At 70.1% G+C, this 19,932-nt stretch carries 12 protein-coding genes and 1 pseudogene; 7 read left to right on the top strand and 6 right to left on the bottom strand.

Annotated features, from left to right (window positions below):
* Positions 1–122 precede the first annotated feature (122 nt).
* The 4 genes and pseudogenes from ACTOQ3_RS05595 to ACTOQ3_RS05580 all read left to right on the top strand — a co-directional run.
* Entirely contained in the window at positions 123–1,061 is a 939-nt protein-coding gene (locus tag ACTOQ3_RS05595) for a pseudouridine-5'-phosphate glycosidase (protein ID WP_440063699.1), read from the top strand.
* A gap of 7 nt (positions 1,062–1,068) precedes the next feature.
* Entirely contained in the window at positions 1,069–2,019 is a 951-nt protein-coding gene (locus ACTOQ3_RS05590; protein ID WP_440082333.1) for a carbohydrate kinase family protein, read from the top strand.
* 64 nt (positions 2,020–2,083) lie between these two features.
* On the top strand, positions 2,084–3,790 hold the full coding sequence (locus tag ACTOQ3_RS05585) for a hypothetical protein (RefSeq protein WP_440082332.1): 1,707 nt from the start codon (positions 2,084–2,086) through the stop codon (positions 3,788–3,790).
* A 489-nt stretch (positions 3,791–4,279) separates the two neighbouring features.
* Positions 4,280–5,458 (top strand): annotated as a pseudogene (locus tag ACTOQ3_RS05580) (MFS transporter); the annotation flags it as partial.
* Positions 5,459–5,552: 94 nt separating this feature from the next.
* Here ACTOQ3_RS05580 and ACTOQ3_RS05575 read toward each other — a convergent pair.
* The 3 genes from ACTOQ3_RS05575 to ACTOQ3_RS05565 form a co-directional block, all read right to left on the bottom strand.
* A complete protein-coding gene (locus ACTOQ3_RS05575) occupies positions 5,553–7,577 on the bottom strand; it encodes an nSTAND1 domain-containing NTPase (protein ID WP_440082331.1) in 2,025 nt (674 codons plus the stop codon).
* Entirely contained in the window at positions 7,574–8,464 is an 891-nt protein-coding gene (locus tag ACTOQ3_RS05570; RefSeq protein WP_440082563.1) for an SIR2 family NAD-dependent protein deacylase, read from the bottom strand. Before ACTOQ3_RS05570 ends, ACTOQ3_RS05575 begins: the two co-directional genes overlap by 4 nt.
* Positions 8,465–8,659: 195 nt before the next feature.
* Positions 8,660–8,818 carry a hypothetical protein gene (locus ACTOQ3_RS05565; protein WP_362693074.1) on the bottom strand — a complete coding sequence of 53 codons (159 nt, stop codon included), beginning with the start codon at positions 8,816–8,818 and terminating at the stop codon, positions 8,660–8,662.
* Positions 8,819–9,019: 201 nt separating this feature from the next.
* On the opposite strand from ACTOQ3_RS05565, the gene fxsT (ACTOQ3_RS05560) reads away from it, so the two are divergent.
* Positions 9,020–11,551 carry an FxSxx-COOH system tetratricopeptide repeat protein gene (gene fxsT, locus ACTOQ3_RS05560; protein WP_440082329.1) on the top strand — a complete coding sequence of 844 codons (2,532 nt, stop codon included), beginning with the start codon at positions 9,020–9,022 and terminating at the stop codon, positions 11,549–11,551.
* Between the two features lie 17 nt (positions 11,552–11,568).
* Here the strand turns inward: fxsT (ACTOQ3_RS05560) and ACTOQ3_RS05555 are convergent, their stop codons facing one another.
* Positions 11,569–12,888, bottom strand: a complete 1,320-nt coding sequence (locus tag ACTOQ3_RS05555; RefSeq protein WP_440082328.1) for an HEXXH motif domain-containing protein — start codon at positions 12,886–12,888, stop codon at positions 11,569–11,571.
* Entirely contained in the window at positions 12,885–14,123 is a 1,239-nt protein-coding gene (locus ACTOQ3_RS05550) for an FxsB family cyclophane-forming radical SAM/SPASM peptide maturase (RefSeq protein WP_440082327.1), read from the bottom strand. The genes ACTOQ3_RS05555 and ACTOQ3_RS05550 overlap by 4 nt, the downstream gene beginning before the upstream one ends.
* A gap of 201 nt (positions 14,124–14,324) precedes the next feature.
* Between ACTOQ3_RS05550 and ACTOQ3_RS05545 the strand changes: the two genes are divergently transcribed.
* The gene (locus tag ACTOQ3_RS05545) at positions 14,325–16,841 is read left to right on the top strand and encodes an FxsB family cyclophane-forming radical SAM/SPASM peptide maturase (RefSeq protein WP_440082326.1); all 2,517 of its coding nucleotides are present in this window, start codon (positions 14,325–14,327) and stop codon (positions 16,839–16,841) included.
* Between the two features lie 80 nt (positions 16,842–16,921).
* Here the strand turns inward: ACTOQ3_RS05545 and fxsT (ACTOQ3_RS05540) are convergent, their stop codons facing one another.
* Positions 16,922–19,456, bottom strand: a complete 2,535-nt coding sequence (gene fxsT / locus ACTOQ3_RS05540) for an FxSxx-COOH system tetratricopeptide repeat protein (RefSeq protein WP_440082324.1) — start codon at positions 19,454–19,456, stop codon at positions 16,922–16,924.
* A 246-nt stretch (positions 19,457–19,702) separates the two neighbouring features.
* Here fxsT (ACTOQ3_RS05540) and ACTOQ3_RS05535 point away from each other — a divergent pair, with 246 nt between their 5' ends.
* Positions 19,703–19,879, top strand: coding sequence for a hypothetical protein (locus tag ACTOQ3_RS05535; RefSeq protein ID WP_440082323.1), 177 nt, complete (start codon positions 19,703–19,705; stop codon positions 19,877–19,879).
* Positions 19,880–19,932: the final 53 nt, after the last annotated feature.

Below are 19,932 nucleotides of genomic sequence, written 5' to 3'. Positions count from 1 at the left end.
CTTTAAGTGGACGTCTCCCCGCAACCGCCGTAACGTGCTCTTTTTGGGGAAGACGGTGTCGTTTACACCGTTCCAAAAGCAAGCAATGATTACGACCTCGGACAAGGAGACAGAACCAGCTCATGCGTACCACCCGACAGTCCCTCTCCGGCATGCTCCGCCCCTCCAGCGAGGTGGCCGAGGCGCTGGAGCAGGGCGCCCCGATCGTGGCGCTGGAGTCCACGATCATCTCCCACGGCCTGCCCCAGCCCCGCAACCTCGAGGTCGCGGTGGAGCTGGAGCAGATCGTCCGGGAGGCCGGGGCGGTGCCCGCGACGATCGCGGTGCTGGACGGCGTGGCGCGCATCGGCCTCGACAAGAGCGAGCTGGAGCGCGTCGCCGGTGAGCGGGGGCTGCGCAAGCTGGGCTTCCGCGACCTGCCCGCCGCCGCCGCGCTCGGGGCGAGCGGGGCGACCACGGTCTCCGCCACCTCGTTCCTGGCCGCCAGGGCGGGCATCCGGATCTTCGCCACCGGCGGTCTCGGCGGCGTGCACCGCGGGTGGACCGAGAGCCAGGACGAGTCGGCCGACCTCGACATGCTGAGCCGGACCCGCATCACCGTGGTCTGCGCGGGCGTGAAGTCGATCCTGGACGTCCCGGCCACCCTGCAGCGGCTGGAGACGCGCGGCGTCACGATCGCGGGGTTCCGCACCGACGAGTTCCCCGGCTTCTACCTGCACTCCTCGGGTGAGCCGGTCGACTGGCGGATCGAGACCCCGGACGAGGCCGCGGGCATCATGCGGGCCCAGGACGCGCTCGGCGGCCCGGAGACCGCGCTGATCGTCGCCAACCCGGTGCCGCTGCCCGAACAGCTCGACCCCGAGCTGCACGACCGGGTCCTCGCCGGGGCCCTCGCCGAGGCGGAGCGGCGGCAGATCACCGGTCAGGCCATCACCCCGTTCCTGCTGGGCTACCTGGTGCGCGGCACCGACGGCGCCTCGCTCGAGGCGAACCTGGCCGCGGTGCGGGGCAACGCCCGCGTCGCCGGGCAGATCGCGGCCTCCTGGAGCCGGGGAGACTGAGGACACCGTGGCCGGAACGGGTCTGCTGGTCATCGGCGACGTGGTGACCGACGTCGTCGCACTTCACGGTGGGTCCGCCAGGAGCGGCCTGGCCGTCGGGACGGACACCGTCGCCGACATCGTGCTGCGCCCCGGAGGGTCGGGGGCCAACACGGCCTCCTGGGCCGCCCGGCTGGGCGCCGACGTGCGGATCCTGACCCGGGCCGGCTTCGACACCGCCGACTGGCACGCCGCCGAGCTACGGCGATTCGGGGTACGGCCGCACCTGCGGGTCGACCCCGACCGGCCCACCGCGGTGGTGATCGCCATGGTCGACGTGACCGGGGAGCGATCCATGCTCACCAACAGGGGCGCGGGCGGGCACATCGGCACGGGCGACTGGGACGAGAGCCTGCTCGACGGGGTGGGTCATCTCCACCTGTCCGGGTACACGCTGTTCGCCGAGCCGGGGCTCCAGCTTTCCCGGCTCGCCATGGCCGAGGCGTCCCGGCGCGGCGTCTCGATCAGCGTGGACCCGGCCTCGACCGGTTTCCTGCGCTCGTTCGGCGTCGAGCGGTTCGTCCAGGAGACCCTGACCGCCCAGCTGATCATCCCCAACCTGGACGAGGCACTGCTGCTCACCGGCGAGGCCACCGCCGAGGGGGCGGCCGAGAGCCTGAGCCTCCGCTACGGCGCGGCGGCGGTGAAGCTCGGATCCCGCGGCGCGTTGATGGCCAGGGACGGAAAGTTGGCCGCTCGGGTTCCCGCGCTCACCACCGAAGTGGTTGACTCCATTGGGGCGGGGGACGCGTTCGCCGCCGGGCTGCTCACGGCCCTGCTGAGCGGGGCCGGGGACGAGGCCGCGCTGGACGCCGGACGCCGCGCCGGGGCGGAGGCCGTGACGGTCCTGGGCGGACGTCCACGTGTCCTTCCGTCTGATTTGGGTACCAAGGAGCTTTACCCTCTTAACACCAATTGATAGCTTGCGGCGTAAGCTGCACCATTAGCCACACGCGTCACTTTGGGGAGGTTACGGTCCGCCGATGGATGCCGAGTCATCGATCTGCCTGAGTGATCTGGTCCCGGCCCTGCGCTGGAGCCGCCCCCAGCAGGTCGCCGAAGCCCTGGCCGACCCCCGGCTGCCCGCCGGCTGGTGGTCGTCGGTCACCTTGCCCAAGGCCCTCGGCGCCGCGGGGCTCGACTGGGTCTGCGACCGGCTGGCCCGGCTATCGCTGTCACGCTGGGACCATCTGCCGTTGAGCGACGTGCTGCCCGCGCTGCACGTCCACACGGTCGACCCGACCCTGCCCGGCTGGCCGGAGCCCGCGCGCTCGGCCATCGCCGGCCTGGGCGGCTGGAACCGCCTGCGCCGCCTGACCGCGGGAGACCTGAGCGGGCCCGCGACGTCCTCCCCCGAGATCGTGGTCACCGCCGTGTTCCGCGAGGTGCTCAGCCGCATCCCGGGGATCGCCGAGCACGCCGCGCCGGCCCCCGTCCACGCGCAGGTCCCGCTCCAGGAGCGGGTCCAGAACCCGGCGCAGACACCCGCGCCGCAGGCCCCCGCGCCGCAGATCCCCGCCCAGCCGTCGGCGCCACCGTCGGCGCCACCGTCACCGCAGGAGCAGCGGCAGGCGCCGGTCCCCGAACCGGCCGCACCGGAGCCGGTCGCTCCCGGCCCGCAGGCCCTTCTCAGCGACTACCCGCTGGTCCGCCTGGTCGACAACATGTTCAGGGACTGGAGCCCGCTGGAGCGCGCGGTCGCCGTCGAACGGCTCTTCGCGGTCGACCCGATCAGCCTGCGCGCGCTCGCGCACAAGCTGAACGCCGACCGCGACGCGCTCTCGGCGGCCCAGCGCGCCGCCGAGGAACGCATCCTGCTCTGGCTGCGCTCCTCGGAGTCCGCGCCGCTCACCGGGCACATGTTCGGGCTGACCGAGTGGCTGGGCTCCGCCGCCACCAAGGACCAGCTCATCGGCGCCGACCCCGCGCACCCGATCGAGGTCCCCACCCTGCGGACCCCGCTGTGGAGGGTGCTGGTCACGCTCATGCCCGACCGGCGGCTCCAGGACGACTGGCTCGTCGTGGGCGACCTGGGCGGCCTGCGCGAACGGACCCGTCAGCTCCTGGCGGGCAAACCGATCGACAGCGACGCGCTCAGGCTCATGGAGCACCAGCTCGGCATCCGGTCCCACTCGGTCCAGGCCTGGCTGGACGCCCTCGCCGCGAGCGCCACGCAGGAGGCGGCCCCCCAGGAGAGCGCCACCGAGGCGGTCAGGCAGCTGCCGCGCCGCACCCCGGGGGCGAACGGCCACCACCACCACCGTGGCGGGCAGCCGATCCCTCAGGTGAACACCGGCGCCATCGATCCCCGCGCCGCCCTGGCCACACTGTCGGCCCTGGCGAGCGGGAACTCCAGGCCGCATCTGATCACCAGCCAGCGGGTCCCGCTGCACCCGCCCGCGAGCCCGTCGTCCGACCCGACCCGCTGGCAGCGCATCGAGGTGACCAGCGACCACCTGCGGGGCGGCCCGGTGGCCGTGCCCGAGGGGTACGCCACCCAGCTGGGCATGCGTCCCGGCACGCTGCTGTCGGTCACCGGCCCCGGCGACAACGCGGTGGTCCTGGTCTGGCGGGACCATCCCGTCTTCGACTCCCTGCAGCCCGTCCTGATGCGCCTGAACGCCCGCCCGGGCGACCAGGTCTACGTCACCGTGGACGGCTACCGCCTGGACGCCCAGCTGCCCGCGTGATTCCGGCCCCTTTCCCTCAGGACCGTTTCCACGGTCCGGGGGAAGGGGACAGGTCCGCGCCGGAGGGCGAGCCGCGAGGATGTGGCCGGGAACGCCACGAGTGGTCCGGGCACCGGGCGACCGGCCTGAATCGCTCCGACGCCGGGCGGCGGTGACCACCGGGGCGAGGTTTCCGGCGGCGACTTCCGAATGCCGCTTTCCAGACGCGGAAATGGCCGACCATTCCCGGCTGCTCTTTTTCGGCGCTATGCTCTTGGGACTCAAGTGACTTGGTAACACCAGTGTGACCTGTTTTGCCGGACAGGCTCGCACTGTTGCCGATTCCTGCGGCTTCTTGTCAAGAAATTGTCATCGTTCGCCTAACAACGGGAGTCTGTATAGCTCTCTCCCTGAATTGCCTTGTGAGGTGTTCCCTAGAACGCGGACGGGGACGGTGGGCGACCAGGTCGCACCAGGGCCCGGGATCAGAGAGCGACGTCGAGCTAGCCGATGATAAGAATCGCCCGCGTCTGGCTGGGGATGACGTTCTCGACCGTGGGGTCACGAGCCGTGAGCGTCGCCTATCCCCTCCTGGCATTGGCACTGACCGGTTCTCCGGTGCAGGCGGGCTGGACCAGTTTCGCCCTGACCTTCCCGATCCTGGTCTTCTACATTCCGGCGGGTGTCCTGGCGGACCGGGTGGATCCGCGTTCGCTCATGCTCCTCACCGAGACCCTGCGAGGACTGACCGTCCTCAGCGTCTTCCTCGCCCTCGTCCTCGGCCGTCCGTCGCTGCCCCACCTCCTGGTGGCGGCCTTCCTCGAAGGCACGCTGTGGGTGGTCTACTCACTGGCGGAGACCGCGCTGATCTCGTCCCTCGTCCCGAGGAACCAGGCCTCCATCGTGATGGCCAGGAGCGAGACGATCTCACACATCGCGGTGCTGGCCGGCAGGCCGCTCGGAGGATGGCTCTTCGGGGTCATGCACGCGATGTCCTTCGCGGTGAACGCGGCGCTGTTCTTCCTCGCCCTCCTCTCTCCCCTCAGCGTGGCGGCCGGGAAGGGGAAGGGCCGGCCGCTGTCGCACGCGCTCCGCGAGCTGGTGGCCGGGGTGCGGAGCCTGGCGGGACGGCACCTGCTGCGGGAGATAGCCGACGGCTTCAAGGAACTCTCCCGGCACCCGTTCCTGCGCAAGGCCATGGCCCTGACCATGGTCACCAACCTGATGATCAACGCACTCATCATGATCTTCATTGCCGGGTCGGCGAACCTGCCCTCGTACCAGGTCGGCCTGGTCCTGGCCGCCGGGGGCATGGGCGGTGTGGCGGGATCGGGCCTGGCCCCCTACCTCAGGCTCGAGCCGAGAAACTTCACGCTCTTCGCCCAGCTGTGGATATGGGTGCTGGCGCTCCTCATCGCGGCGTACGGGGAGGGCCCGCTCTTCTTCGGGCTCGCGATACTGCTGACCGGGTGCACCGGGGCGCTCAGCAACGTGGCCATCAGGACCTTCGAGGTCGACACCGTCGACCAGGGCAAGCTCGGGCGGGTGATGAGCGTACACCGGCTCGTCGCGCACGGCGCCGTGTGCGTCGCCGCCCCGCTCGGCGGGATCCTGGTCGCCGTGTTCGGTATCCGGGTGGCGGCCGTCATCCTGACCTTCGTGATGTTCGTCATCGCCACAGTGGTGACGTTCGCGTCACTGCTGCGTCTCCACGCGCGGCTGGGTCTCGCCGGGACGGCCAGGAGGGTCAGGGCGACCGGTGCCCAGGTGGGCGCGCGGATGCTCACGACCGGGCGAGCAGCCGATCCGCTTCCGCCGCGAGATGGGCAGGCAGGCCGGGCGCTCGCGCCGCCCTCGCCCTCCGGGCCAGATCTGCCGCCGACGTGGCGTCACCGGCCAGGGCGTGAACCCGGGCGGCGTACAGCAACGCCGGACCGTGATCTCCCGCCTCGGCCGGCACGGCCCTGATCTCCCGTTCCGCCTCGGGGAGACGCCCCAGGAGGGCGAGCGCGAGAGCGTGGGCGGCCCGGGTGGACGGCCACTGCAGCGGCCGGACCCGGTCGAGGTCACGCAGCGCCGCCTCCGCCCGGCCGAGGCCGGCGAGGATCTCGCCCCGCGCTCGCAACGCCTCGGTGATGTTCCCCTCCCTGCCCAGGACGTCGTTGAGAACGTCGCGCGCAGCGTCGGGATGGCCGTCGTACCAGAGCGCCCAGGCGAGCTCGGTCTCGATGTTCGGGTCGTCGGGCACCCGGCGTATCGCCGAGTACAGTTCCCGGACCGCGGCCGAGGGGCGTCCCTGGGCCAGCCGCAACCGGCCGACCCCGGCGAGAAGGCCGCCGACGGCCGAGGTCGCCCCCAGCGTCTCGAAGTGGACCGCGGCGGTGCGGTAGTGGAAGACGGCCTTCTCGAAGTCCTCCCGCCGGTGCGCGACGTTGCCGAGGAAGGACTCGATCTCCGCCCGCATCCTGGTGTTGTCCCCGCACCGCGCCAGCGCCTCCTCGGCCTGCTTCGCGGCCAGGGCGAACTCCCCGTCGCGGAAGGAGAGCTCGGCGGCCCGCAGGTAGTCGTCGGGAAGGGAGCGGCTCTCGGCCCGCGCGACGACGACGTGGTCGTTCTGCAGGATCGGCTGGATGAGGCGCTCGTGCGACAACTCGCACCATCGCGTGCCGGCCTTGATGTCCTCGCGCAGGATGTGGCGGTCGACCAGCGCCCTGACCACCGCGTTCGGCATGCCCGCGGTGACGGTCTCCCCCTGGTAGACGACCTCGCGGGTGCCGAGCTCGGTGATCAGGCAGCGGCGCAGCCAGCTCCTGAGCTCGGCGACGTCATCGCCGAAGTGGTCGCGGGCCACCTCGGCGATCATCCGTTCGAAGAAGTCGGTGAGCGACCGGTCGGCGTTGGCGAACCTGCGGACGTGGTCGGAGGAGATGACCCGCACGTCCTCGGGCAGCGAGCGCCACATGGCCGAGCACACGACCTGCAGTTGGACGGGCTCGACCGCCTTGGCGTCGGCGACGACCTCCTCGCCGAGCGCCCTGCCGACCCTGATCATGCGCAGGTCGTCCACCAGGCCCCGCGCCGCGCCGGGGGCGAACGAGCGTCCCGTCCCCTCCAGCGGCCCCTCGGTCGCCCGGACCGCGGCGGCCGTGTCGAGGGCGGTCAGCGAGAACCGGTTCCTGGCCATGCCCGCCAGTTTCGGCTCGTGGGGGAGGATCGAGGCGAGGTGGTCCTCCCTGATCGAGACGAGGAGGCGCAGGTTCGGATCGTCGTCCAGCGCCTCGACGAGCTGGCTGATGAACCACTCCCGGTACGGCTGGCGGTGGGCGAAGTCACCGAAGAGCTCCTCCGCCTGGTCGATCGCGGCCAGGGTGAGGACCGGGTCACCGTACGGGTCCTGGCGGGGCGGGCGCCGGCTCAGGAACTCGCGGATCGTCAGCCCGGCCAGCCGGGTGGGCGTCTCCGAGGGGGACCACGACGACAGCAGCGCGAACACGTGCGGGTTGTGCCGCGAGAGCGCGGCGGACGGGAAGGGCGAGCCGTGCGACACCCGGCCTATCGGCAGGATGTCGGTCCTGCCCGCGTCCAGCAGCGGGAGCACCCCGGCCTGGATCAGCGAGGTCTTGCCCACCCCGGACGGCCCGTACAGCACGGTCAGGCGCCCGGCCTGCCACAGGTCGGAGACCTCGCAGGCCTCCCTGTCGCGGCCGAAGAACTTGGAACCGTCCTCGCGGCGAAAGGCCCGCAGCCCGACGTACGGCTGGCCGTCCACGTCGATCCGGTCTCGGTCGGGGCTCGCGTCAGGGGTCACGGTACCGGTCCCATCCGCCGGCGCAGCTCACGGCAGAACTCCTCCGCCGTCCCCCAGAAGATGGAGATCCGCCAGTCTTCGTAGTATCTGGCCAGCTGGCGCTGGACTTCCAGCACGTCCGCCTTCGTGCTGGCGAGAGAAGGGGCGAGCTGGACGCTCACGTGCCTGCGGCGGTTGATCCCGGGAACGGCTTTCAACAGCCCGTGGAAGAGCACCCGGAACGTCCAGTCCTGCAGGCTGTAGCCGATGAACAGCAGGGGTCTCCTGGTCAGCGCCGCGAGGATGGAGGTGGGCAGCATCCGCTGGCCGCCCGCGACGCCGTCCACCGCGAGGTTGGTGAGGAACTCCAGGTAGTCGTCCTCGGCCAGCACGATCGACGCCGGATCCTGCAGATTTCCGTGCAGGTGGTAGATGAGCGGGGCATCGGGCCTGGGATTCCAGCCCGCCTCGCTGCTGAACAGCTCCTCCGCGTAGGCCAGCCCTTTGTTCCACGGGCAGACGGCCACGTTCGGCCTTTTTCCCACCGCTTCGAGCGAGCGCAGGATGAAGTCGTCGTAGTTCGTCGTCAGGTACACCGGGAGCGGAAAGCTCGCGAGCAGGCCGTGCGGCTCCAGGGGGTCCAGGAAGTCGGGCGCGCCCCCGGCATCGAGCTCGTCGCAGATGCGCCTCTTCACATATACGGAATCCCCGTATCTCATCACCGCGAACTGCGTCACCCGGGGGAGATCATGATCGTCCTCGAAGGGATAGTCCCATCGGCGTGCCATGTCGCGGCTCAGCGCCGTCCCCGTCGGCAGAGTCCCCACGCACGCCCCGGATCCCAGAAAGGGCGTGCAGTCTCCGCTGTTCAACTGGTCGAGCAGGCGCTCCCACTCGGCCTCCCCCATGTCGTGCACGCAGGGCACCGCCTCACGGACAAGAGGTCCAATCAGGTCATGGACTCGATGCCGTACGACTCTATTGGCATGGTCAATCCCCCCCGCGCGGGAAGGCACCCCTCGTATCGCCGACGCGACCGGAGTGGACGAATGATTCACGACCACCTTTCTGCCGCAACCCGCGTGAAACGGCAAGGTGATTCCTCAGATCGAACTCGTGAATCCCGCCGTCGGCTCCGCCGTCTCCAGCAGCAGCGGCTCCAGCATCCTCCGCAGCCAGGCCTCGTCGACCTCCGTGAGCCTCTCCAGGGAGAGGCCCTCAAGGTCGACGAGACCGTCCGACCTTGAATTGTCATCGCGCATGCGTGCTCCCATTCGTGTCGCGTCGCATCCGGTCTGGCCCGGACCGAGATTGCGGATGTCCCAAAAGCGTAATGCGACACCGCTTCCGAAAATCACCGGGCCGTGTTTTTCCTCAATGTGATTCTGTAATACCCCACTCTTCGAATCAACCTTTAGGATGACCGTACGATCCCTTTGGCTAGAAAAAGGCGGAGGCCCGAGGTGGTGGAGCTTTCACACGCGGCGAACACGGTGCCGGAACGACAGCCCGAGGTCTGGGAGAAGGTGCCCCCCCGCAACAGGAACTTCACCGGGCGAGACGACATGCTCGTCAAGCTCCGCCAGGGCATCAGCACCGTCACCGCCGTCGTGCCCCAGCCCCAGGCGCTGCAGGGGTGGGGCGGTGTCGGCAAGACCCACCTGGCCATCGAGTACGCCCACCGCTACCGGTCGCACTACGACCTCGTCTGGTGGATCCCCTCCGACCAGCGCGTGCTGGTGCCGTCCGCGCTGGCGGCGATGGCGCCCCACCTGGGCCTGCCGCCGGCCTCGGCCACCGGCGTCGAGGAGGCCGCCGAGGCGGTGCGCAGGACGCTGCAGAGCGGCACCCCCTACCGGCGCTGGCTGCTGATCTTCGACAACGCCGAGGAACCGGGGCAGGTCCAGGAGTTCATCCCGCGCGGGCCGGGCCACGTCCTGATCACCTCGCGCAACCCCAAGTGGGAGGACCACTTCGAGACCCTCCAGGTCGACGTCTTCACCCGCGAGGAGAGCGTGGCGTTCCTGAAGAAGCGCCTGCGCCGGGAGGTCCCCGACGGCGACGCCTCGCGGCTGGCCGAGCAGCTCGGCGACCTTCCCCTGGCCCTGGAGCAGGCCGGCGCGCTGCAGTACGAGACCGGCATGTCGGTCGACGAGTACCTGGAGCAGCTCGACGAGCAGGCGAGCAGGCTGCTGGGGGCGAACAGGGCGCCGGGATACCCGTTGTCGATGACGGCGGCCTGGAAGGTGTCGGTGTCGCTTCTGGAGGATCGCCTCCCCGAGGCCATCACACTCCTGCGGTGCTGCGCCTTCTTCGGCCCCGAGCCCATTCCCCGCGACGTCTTCCGCAGGGGAAACAAGGCCGTCGTCCCCCGGCTCGGCAAGATCCTGTCCGATCCGATCCTGCTCGCCACGGCGCTGAGCGAGCTGAGGCGCTTCGCGCTGGCCAGGATCGAGCCCGCCACCCGCACCATCCAGGTCCACCGCCTGATCCAGGCCCTCCTGCGCGACGACCTGCCGGAGGAGGACCAGGCGGAGATCCGGCACGAGGTGCACGTGCTGCTGGCCGGCAGCGCCCCGAACGATCCCGACGAGAGCGCCAGGTGGCGCCGTTTCGAGGAGCTGGTCGCCCACGTCACCCCCTCCGGCCTGGAGGAGTGCACCGATCCCACCGTCAGGCAGTTCGCCCTCAACGTCACCCGTTATCTCTACATATCGGGCAACTACCAGTCGGCCCGCGCCTTCCTTGAGAGCTTCGCCAAGAGGTGGACCGAGGTCAGCGGGGCGAGGCATCCGGACGTGCTCGTCGCGCACAAGCACCTGGGCAACGTGCTGCGAGGACTCGGCCAGTACTCCGCAGCGTACGAGACCGACCACCGGACCCTCGACGACATGCGCGAGGTCTTCGGCCCCGGCCACGACGAGACGCTCCTGACGACCAACGGCTACGGGGCGTCCCTGCGGGCGCGCGGCGACTTCATCGCCGCCAGGAGACTGGACGAGGAGTCCCGGGCGGCCCACGTCGCCAGCCGGGGCGCCGACCATCCGTCCACCCTGCGCGTGCTCAACAACCTGGCCCTCGACTACGCCCTCACCAGCGACTACACGCAGGCGCGACGCCTGCACCAGGAGACGTACCTGGAGATGAGCGACGCGGTGGGGGGCATCGGCAGGACCATTCTGCTGCTGTCGTGGAACGGCCTGGCCAGGGCCGTGCGGCTCTGCGGCGACTACACCGAGGCGTGCGACCTGGGCGAGGAGGCCTACGCCTACGGCGTCCAGGAGCTGACACTCGACCATCACGCCACGCTGCTGACGGCGAAGGACCTGTCCATCGCCAAGCGGCGCTCGGGAGAGGTGGCCGAGGCGCTGGACCTCGCGCGCGACACGCACACCCGCCTGCAGCGGCTCTTCGGGGACGAGCACCCCGACACGATGGCGGCCGCGATCAACCTCTCCAACGCCCTGCGAACCGTCGGTGACCTCGACGAGGCGTTCGCGACGGCCGACAGGACGGTCGCCCTCTACCCCCGGGTGTTCGGCGAGGAGCACCCCTACAGCCTCGCCTGCGGCGGCAACCTGGCGATCCTGCATCGCCTGCGAGGCGATGTCGCGACGGCCAGACGCCTGAACGAGCGGGCGGTGAAGGGCCTGGTCGCCAAGGTCGGCCAGGAGCACCACTACCCGCTGACGTGCGCCATCAGCCTCCAGGCGGATCTCGCGGCGATGGGAGAGGCCGCCCAGGCGTGCGCGCTCGGCGGGGAGACGCTCGCCCGGCTGCGGGCCCTCTTCGGCGAGAACCACTTCCTGAGCCTGTCCTGCGCCAGCAACCTCGTCCTCGACCTGAGGGCCGCCGGCGAGAAGCGGGAGGCCGAGATCCTGCACGAGGACACGATGCGGCGGTACGAACGCCCGCTGGAGGCCGGCCACCCCGACGCGCTCCTCGCGAGCGAGGGCCGCCGCATCGACTGCGACTTCGACCCCCCGCCGATCTGACCGCCGATCCGCCCCGTCTAGTCCGCCCGGAACCGGGGGTTGCGCCTCTTCCACGCGTCGAGGTGGTGCTCGGCCTCGCGGAAGGCCTGGCTCTCCGCGGCGGCGTCCACCGGTTCCGCGGCGCACTCCTCCAGCGTCTTCCTCATCCGGGCCACGAACTCCTCCCCGCGCTCGTTCAGGCCCCCACCGGCCAGCAGCGTGCCGGTGACCGCGTAGGCGGCCCGTCTCCAGCGGGCGAGCTCCACCCGCGCCCGGAAGGCCTCCTCGTCCCGCTCGAACCGGTGCTGCCTCCGCCAGAACTCCGCCACCCCGAGATAGGCGTACGACCCCTGCAGCAGGCCGTAGACGGGGCGCGGGTCGTCCCGCCAGGGTGCGTAGTAGCGCCTGCCGTCGTCCGGCAGGGTCAGCGGGATCACCTCGGTCAGCGCGGTGAGCTTGGCGTGCTGGATCTCGTGCGCGAACGTGGCGGCGAGTCCCACGCCGTGCCACGGGTCCGACATGGCGATGGTCCCGAACGTCTCGCGCGAGGAGGCGCTGTTCTGTCCCCTCTCCGGCGCCTTGACGGGGGTGAGCACCGACACCGCGGAGCTCACCTCCTCCGCCACGGTCCCGTGGTGGGCGGCCAGGACACGCCATGCCTCCTGCGTGTGCGTCTCCCACGCGCGAAGCCGCTCGCGCCCCAGTCGCGGCTCCATGACATCCTCCGCCGACCACCGGTACGGGTCGAGGTCGTCGACGACCAGGTCGAATCCCGTGGTCACCCGGAGCGTGTGCAGCGCCTGCCAGCCGGGCCGGTCGCCGGAGGGGTGGACACGGACCGTCAGGCCGCAGGCGTCGAGTTCGGCACCGTCCCCGTCCGGCCTCACCGTGACGTCGGCCGCGTCTCCCGCGCCGCCGGGCAGGACGAGGCGCCCCAGGGACGGCAGCATGATCGCGCCGTCGCGGACGGGCAGCCGGACGCGGCAGGCGGTCCGCGCCCGCACCGCGGCCACCGCGGCCAGCGCGCCCAGTTGCGCGGGGTCGTCGCGCGTGCCGTTCCCGCTCCTCAGGGACCGGTAGGTCCGCCACGCCCACGCCCCCACCGCCGGGTAGCGCAGCACGCGCTCGACCTCCTCGCCCGCCTCCCCCTCCAGGTCCGCCAGGAGGTCGTAGGCACGCGCCGCCAGGGCGGCGCCGGGGTGCCCCGCCGATCGCGCCTCGGTCGCGACACCGCGTACCAGCAGCCTGTTCTTGACGCGCTGGACCGCGCTCAGCTCGGCCACGGCCTCGGCTCCCCCCTCACCGGCCGCCAGCGTGAGAACCGTCGTGCCGGACACTCCCTGAGAACCGAGCCTCATCGACTTCCCTTCAGCCGGGCGACATCTCTCGCGAAGCTTGTACGAATGTGGGTGATCAGCCGGTAGAGGTCCGGACAGTAGACCGAGGGCCCCTTGAAACCGGCGGCCTCGCTGTACCTGTGCGCGTACAACCCGCCGCCGCAGACCGAACGGATGTCGCAGGCCAGGCAGACGGGAGCCAGCGCGAGCTCGCCGATCTGCCGGGCGGCCATGGCGGGGTGCCTGAGCGCGGCGTCGAAAGAGTCGCGGAGCAGATGCAGGCGCGTCGCGGCCGCCCCGTGGTAGCTGGACTTCAGGATGTCCGACTGCTCGATGCTGCCGTCGGTCTCCACGACGGCCATCCGGGCGGGAGAGAGTCCCACCGTCTCGCTGCGCGAGGCGCCTCCCGCCAGCAGGCGCATGATCTCGCGGAACAGCCGGATCTCCGTCTGGTCGGCGGCCGAGCCGTACCACCGGTCGAAGATCGGTATCAGCCAGTCGGCGTACGGCGTCGCCTCCGCCCCCGGGAGGCGGTACGGCGGCGGGGTCGACCAGTTGCCGTGCGGGAGCAGGAAGTCGACGGCCGGCGGGTCGAAGTCGAGGAGCGCCTCGTAGGTCGCCAGCGGATCGTTGCGGACGTCGATGGTGCACAGCAGGCCGCTGAACAGGTGGTGGAAGGGGCCGGTGGTCAGCCTGCGGAGCGAGTCCGCGACGATCGCGTGGCTTCCCCTGCCGTCCGCGTAGCGCCTGTGCCGGTCGTGGCCTTCGGCGTAGCCGTCCATGCTCACCCCGACGCGGATCTCCAGGCTGTCGAAGAGCCGCAGATAGGTCTCGTCCAGGCGCAGCCCGTTGGTCTGCACACCGACGCGGACGCGGGTCCCGACGTCGGCGGCGGCCCCCCTGATGGCGCGCACGGCGTGGGAGATGAGATCGGGTCCGGCCAGCAGGGGCTCTCCTCCGTGCAGGATGACCTCGACCTCGGCCAGTTCGTGGGCGAGAGCGTGCTCGGCGATGCGCCTGGCCGTGCAGTCGACGATCGCCTCCGACATGCGCCGCGGCTGGGCCCTCCAGGACTGGTCCGCCATCTCGTAGATGTAGCAGTGGCGGCAGGCGAGGTCACATCTGCTGTGGATCTTCAGGATGAACTGCCGGAAAGCCGCTGGCCGCCACCCCGAGTCCAGCAATTCCCCGACATCGAGCGTCGCGGGGAAGACGCTCTGGGGTGAGGGGATTATGGGGTCAGGTTTCTCAGGCAAACGTGGCACACCTCTCTTGCGCCATTCCCTATCTGGCATGAGTTTGCCCCAATAGTCAAGTTTCAGCCTCGATAATACGTACCCTTCCCCGACATGATCACTGGTTTTCCCCTCAGCCTGGAACGGCGACCGGCCATCATCTATCGTGTAAACATCTTTCGGGCGTCACATAACGTGGTCTCAACAGGGGGCTGATCAGCGATGCACGAGTGGCCGTCGACTCTCGATGTCGGAGAGCTGATGGCAGGCGGCTGGCGGCCGACTCCGTTCAGGCAGTTCATCCTGAAGATCCACAGCAGGTGCGATCTTGCCTGCAAATATTGCTACATGTACGAAATGGCTGACTCCTCGTGGCAGAGCCGACCGAAACAAATGTCACGGGAAATCTTCGCCGCCACAGCCGCGAGAATCGCCCAGCACGCCCACCGCCACAACCTGGCCGACGTGGAGCTCATCCTGCACGGGGGAGAGCCCCTGCTCGCCGGTCACGACGCGATCCGCGAACTCGTCACGCTGGTCCGCTCGGCGGTCGGCCCCGGCACCAGGACCGCGGTCGGCCTGCAGACGAACGGCACCCTGCTCGACCTGCCCTACCTGCGGCTCTTCGACGAGCTGGGCGTCCGGGTCGGGGTGAGCCTCGACGGCGACGAGACGATGCACGACCGCGGCCGCCGCCGCGCCAACGGCCAGGGAAGCCACGCCGACGTCCTGCGCGCCCTCGGCCTGCTGGGCTCCCCCGCCTTCAGGCACCTCTTCAACGGCCTGCTGTGCACCGTCGACCTCAGAAACGACCCGATCGGGGCCTACGAGGCGCTCCTCGACTTCGACCCGCCGGCCGTCGACTTCCTGCTCCCGCACGGCAACTGGTCGGCGCCGCCTCCGGGCCGGGCCCCGGACACCGAGGCGACGCCGTACGCCGACTGGCTGATCCCGGTCTTCGACCGGTGGTACGCCGCGCCGCGGCGGCCCACCCTGGTCCGGATGTTCGGCGAGATCATCCACCTGCTGCTCGGCGGTTCGTCGTCGAGCGAGCAGATCGGCCTGTCTCCGGCGGCCATGGTGGTCGTGGAGACGGACGGCGGCATCGAGCAGTCCGACTTCCTGAAGTCGGCCTACCAGGGGGCCCCGGAAACCGGGCTGCACGTGACGCGCGACTCCTTCGACGACGCCCTGCTGCTTCCCTCGATCGCCGCCCGCCAGATCGGCGAGCTGGCCCTCTCCCCCACCTGCCGGGCGTGCCCGGTGTCCCGGATCTGCGGTGGGGGCCTCTACGCCCACCGCTACCGCTCCGGTCACGGTTTCGCCAACCCCTCCGTCTACTCCCCCGACCTCCTCCGTCTCATCGGGCACATCAAGAAAACGGTCGAAGCCGACCTTTCGGCCCGATCGAAACGGCAGGGGAAGGGCACGATGCACCTACGTGAGCACCGGATCGCGGCCGGGACGTTCTCGGAACTCGCCGGCGGCGGTGGAGGCACCACCGCGGTCGCCGAACTCTCCGCGGCACAGCACAGCAAGCACGTCCTCCTCGTACGCGGGGTGCTGGAGACCGCACGGGCGAGTGGCCATCCCGACGGCGCCGCCACCCGCCGCGCCTACGACCTGCTCGCCACCGTCCAGCGCCGCCACCCCGAGATCGTCAACGCCGTCCTCCGTCACCCGTCAGTGGGCGCCTGGGCGCGCCGGACGGTCAAGATGCTCGACGCCGGCGACGGCGCCGCGGCTCCGGGACAGCTCGCGGCACTCGCCGCCGCCGCGGCCATCCGTTCGGGCACCACCTGTGAGATCGACGTGCCGGCGGTGGAAGGAGTGGTCACACTGCCGTCACTGGGCCAGGCGATCCTGCCGCCGACCGTCTCGGCGGTCACGGTCGAGTGCGCCGCCGACGACACCGAGATCGCGGCGGCCGGGACCATCGTCCGGATTCCCCGCGACCCACGCCGGGACGCCCCGGGGTGGAGGGGGCTGCGGTCGCTGTCCAGCGAGACGGACGGCATGTCGCTCCACCTGGTCATCGACGACCTCGACCCCTACCGGATGCCGGAGACGACCAACATCGGCGGGCGTCTCACCGAGGCCGAGACGGAGCAATGGCAGTCGACGCTGCACCAGGCCTGGGATCTGCTGGTGCGCCACCACCGGATCGTGGCCGAGGAGGTGGCCACGGCGATCACGGTTCTCACGCCGCTGACCGCGCCCGCCAGGGGCCAGTCGAGCTCGTCCTCGCGGGAGACCTTCGGCTGCGTGGCCCTGTCGACGCCGCCGGACGCCTCCACCCTCGCGATCACGCTGACCCACGAGACGCAGCACGCGAAACTCTCTGCCCTGCTCGACATCGTCCCCCTGACCCTGCCCGACGACGGCTCCCGCCACTACGCCCCCTGGCGCGAGGATCCCCGCCCCGTTCCGGGACTGCTCCAGGGGGCGTACGCCTTCCTGGGGGTAACCGGCTTCTGGAGGCGTCACCGTCACCTGGTGACGGGAGAGGAGGCCGTGCGTGCGGGCGCGGAATTCTTCCGGTGGCGCGAGGCGACGCGCCTGGTCACCGGCACCCTCCTCGGCAGCGGCCGGCTGACCTCCGAAGGCGAGGCCTTCACGGCCGGGATGGCACGGCGGCTCGACGACTGGTCGCGGGAGGGCGTGCCGGCCCGTGCCGAGACCCTGGGCCGCGAACGGGCCGACGAGCACCGCGCGCGCTGGCACGAACGCAACGGCTAGCCGGCGGGGAAGCCCTCCGCCTCGGGCGGCAGGCCGGATTCTCAGGGGGCAGGCGAAGTCTCAGGGGGCAGGCGGAAGTCTCAGAGCGCGGGCGGGTCGAAGTCGAAGTCGAGCCGCTCCCCTCTCAACGCCACCTTCACGTCGGGGTGTTCGTTGCCGAGCACCTGCCCGTAACGCTTGAAGGTGTCCTCCTCCAGCACGTCCGCCTTCTCGGAGACGCCCTCGGCGCGCAGGTCCACGACCAGGTTCGCGGCACAGGCGAGGGTCAGCGGGTGCGCCACCCCCAGGAGCTGCCGCAGCTGGGTCAGGGTGTCCTCGCCCAGTCGTCTGGCCTCGGCGGCGTCACCCTGTGCGGCGAGGTCGCTGGCGAGGTTGATCACGCAGGTGAGGGAGTAGTGGTGCTCCCTGCCCAGCTTGCGGTCGAAGCCGTCCAGGGATGCGCGATCAAGGCGTTTCGCCTCCTCGATCTCACCGTTGACGCGCAGCAGCAGGGCCAGGTTCATGTCGCATCCGTACTTGAAAGGATGATCGTCGCCGTACATCCGCGGATAGCGGTCCGTGGTGTCCCGCAGCAGTTCCAGCGCCTCGGCGACCTCCCCCCTGGTGCGCTGCGCGTTGGCCAGGCACAGGGCCGCCGCGAGCGTGTCGGGGTGGTCTCGGCCGAAGATGCGCTCCTCGCGGTCGAAGGTCCGCTGGGCGATCTCGAAGGCCTCGTCGACCAGACCTGCCCGGCGTTTGGCGATGGAGAGGTCCTTCGCCGCGCGCAGGGTCCAGGGATGGTCCGCGCCCAGCTCCCGGACACCGAACTCGTAGGCGTCCTCGCCGAGATCGCACGCCTCGAAGTAGTCGCCCCTGAGCCGGACGATGCGGGCGAGGCCGTTCCACGACACGAGGACGTCCTGCTTGCTCGACCTCGACTCCGGGAGGCTGTGCACGATGTACGCCTTCTCCTGCAGGACGCGCGCCTGGGCGTAGTCGCCGAGCAGCAGGTAGTCGATGGAGAGGTTGTTCATGGCGCGCAGTGTCCGGCGGTGCCCCGGCCCGAAGACGCTCTCGTGCCGGCGCAGCGACTCCTCGTCATGCTCCAGCGCGGCGGCGAAGTCGCCTCGCGTTCGAAGATCGCCGCCATGGCTGTTGGTCAGCAGGAGGGTCTCCTGGTGATCCTCGCCGAGCAGGGCGCGCATGCGCGCGAGGGTGACCTGGTTGAGCTCGTACGAGGCCTGGTAGTCGCCGAGTTCGCGCAGGACGACGCCGAGATGGCGCTGCGCCGAGAGTACGTGCTGATCATCGTCGCCGCTGTCGGCCCGCCATCTCTCGATGAAACGGCGGACGAGGTCGCTGGCCAGCTGGTATCCCCCCGACGAGTAGAGGTAACGCACGATGTCAAGGGCGAAACCGCGAATCCGGGGATCGTCGCTCGTCTCCACCCTGGCGGGGATCACATGGTCCAGCAGCTCCGCGTAGCGCGGCCAGAAGACGTTGTTGTCGGGGGAGGGCGGTGCCGCCGCGGCCAGCAGGACGTGCACCTCGCGGCGGAAGGCGACGTGCCTCTCCGCGCTCAGCTCACCGCGCAGGAGTGCCTGAACCAGCCGGTGCACCTGCATGGTCCGGCTCTCGGAGTCGATGCGCGCCAGGGCGTAACGCCCCAGCTCCCTGATCGCCTTGCTCAGCAGGATCGGATTGGCGAGCAGCCCGTGGAGGTGTGATTCGGCCGCGAAATCCTCGGGAAGGGCTCCGAACACGTCGCGGGGGATGGGCTCCGGCCCGAAGAACGCGCAGCACCGCAGGAGTTCCACCGCCTCGGGCAGCTTCGCCTCGAGTTGCGACACGGAGAGCGACCACGCGGCCGTCATGGAGAGCGGATAGTCGGAGGCCTTGTTCGCGTCGAGCAGCTGGGTGGTCTGCTCCTCGAGGAGCCGGAGATATTCCTCCATGGACATGCCCGTCTCGGCCTGGAGTGCCCCGGCCTGCTCCAGTGCCAGCGGGAGATCGCCCAGTTCCTCGGCCAGCCGGTTGGCGTCTTCGGGGCTGACCGTTCCCGGCAACCGCTTGCGGAGGAACGCCACGCTCTCGGCGCGGCTGAAGACGTCGACGGGAACCGTGTCCACCACTCCCTGCCAGGAATGGTTGCGCGAGGTGATCAGCACGTGTCCCGGGCCGCGGGGGACGATCTCGTTGATGTCCTCCGGCTGCTCGGCGTTATCGAAGATCAACAGCCATTTCGCGTACGGCTCCCCTCGCCGCAACGCGTCGAGCACGGCCACGGACGCGTCCTCGATCCCCGTCACCGCGGAGGAGGGCAGGCCCAGATGCGGCGCCAGGGCCGCCAGCGAGGACCGCACCAGCATGGGCTGGTCCGCCGGGATCCACCAGACCAGTTCGTACTCGTGGCGAAACCGGTAGGCGTACTCGATCGCGACATGGGTCTTGCCGACGCCGCCGAATCCGTGCAGCGCGTGGGGCACGACGGCGGTCACATCGGCCGTGACCCCGCTGTGCAGTTTTTCGAGCAGGTCCTCGCGACCGGTGAAGTTCTTGTTCTGCTGGGGCACCTTGCCCCAGATCTGGGGCTGGCGCCCCGGCATCCGGGAAATTCCCGACTGAGAAATGGACATGTCACGGTCTCCGCTCGCCCGATTCGAGTTCAGACTAGACGTTCGACGCGGCAAAGCGGATAAACGAAGGGGGCAGAGTCTCATGACGGCCTGCCGAACCTCTCATATTTCCCAAAACCCCCAGACACCCTCTCCGGAACCGCCCGTTACCAAGGGTGCCCGCTTGGGCATGAACACGACGAGGTGAACGAGCGGCAGGCAGGGAGAATCAAGGAGGATTCCCTCCAAGAGCACGAAGGAGACCGCATGGGCGAGGAAGTCACCCCGGCGACCGCTGATTTCGGCAATGGCCTGATCGATGTGACCGGGTTGTGTTTGGCCGACCTCGATCGGATTGGCCAGTCAAGCCTCGACTTCGCATTACGTCGAATAGTCGATGAGCTGGACGCGGGACCGGTGGCCGGATTCAACGCGACTATATGACAGCCTTGGTTTTGGCGCTTTCGCGTGCGACATTGGAGTACAAGCCAGACACT

The organism is Streptosporangium sp. LJ11 (assembly GCF_051918945.1).
GTDB lineage: Bacteria > Actinomycetota > Actinomycetes > Streptosporangiales > Streptosporangiaceae > Streptosporangium.
The sequence above is the reverse complement of the archived record's forward strand: the minus strand, read 5'-3'. Positions and strand labels throughout refer to the sequence as shown.

Coding starts and splice junctions, on each gene's coding strand:
- ACTOQ3_RS05595 (WP_440063699.1), top strand. CDS start 123: ATGCGTACCACCCGACAGTCCCTCTCCGGCATGCTCCGCCCCTCCAGC.
- ACTOQ3_RS05585 (WP_440082332.1), top strand. CDS start 2,084: ATGGATGCCGAGTCATCGATCTGCCTGAGTGATCTGGTCCCGGCCCTG.
- ACTOQ3_RS05570 (WP_440082563.1), bottom strand. CDS start 8,464: ATGGGGGAGGCCGAGTGGGAGCGCCTGCTCGACCAGTTGAACAGCGGA.
- ACTOQ3_RS05565 (WP_362693074.1), bottom strand. CDS start 8,818: ATGCGCGATGACAATTCAAGGTCGGACGGTCTCGTCGACCTTGAGGGC.
- ACTOQ3_RS05555 (WP_440082328.1), bottom strand. CDS start 12,888: ATGAGGCTCGGTTCTCAGGGAGTGTCCGGCACGACGGTTCTCACGCTG.
- ACTOQ3_RS05545 (WP_440082326.1), top strand. CDS start 14,325: ATGCACGAGTGGCCGTCGACTCTCGATGTCGGAGAGCTGATGGCAGGC.
- fxsT (WP_440082324.1), bottom strand. CDS start 19,456: ATGTCCATTTCTCAGTCGGGAATTTCCCGGATGCCGGGGCGCCAGCCC.
- ACTOQ3_RS05535 (WP_440082323.1), top strand. CDS start 19,703: ATGGGCGAGGAAGTCACCCCGGCGACCGCTGATTTCGGCAATGGCCTG.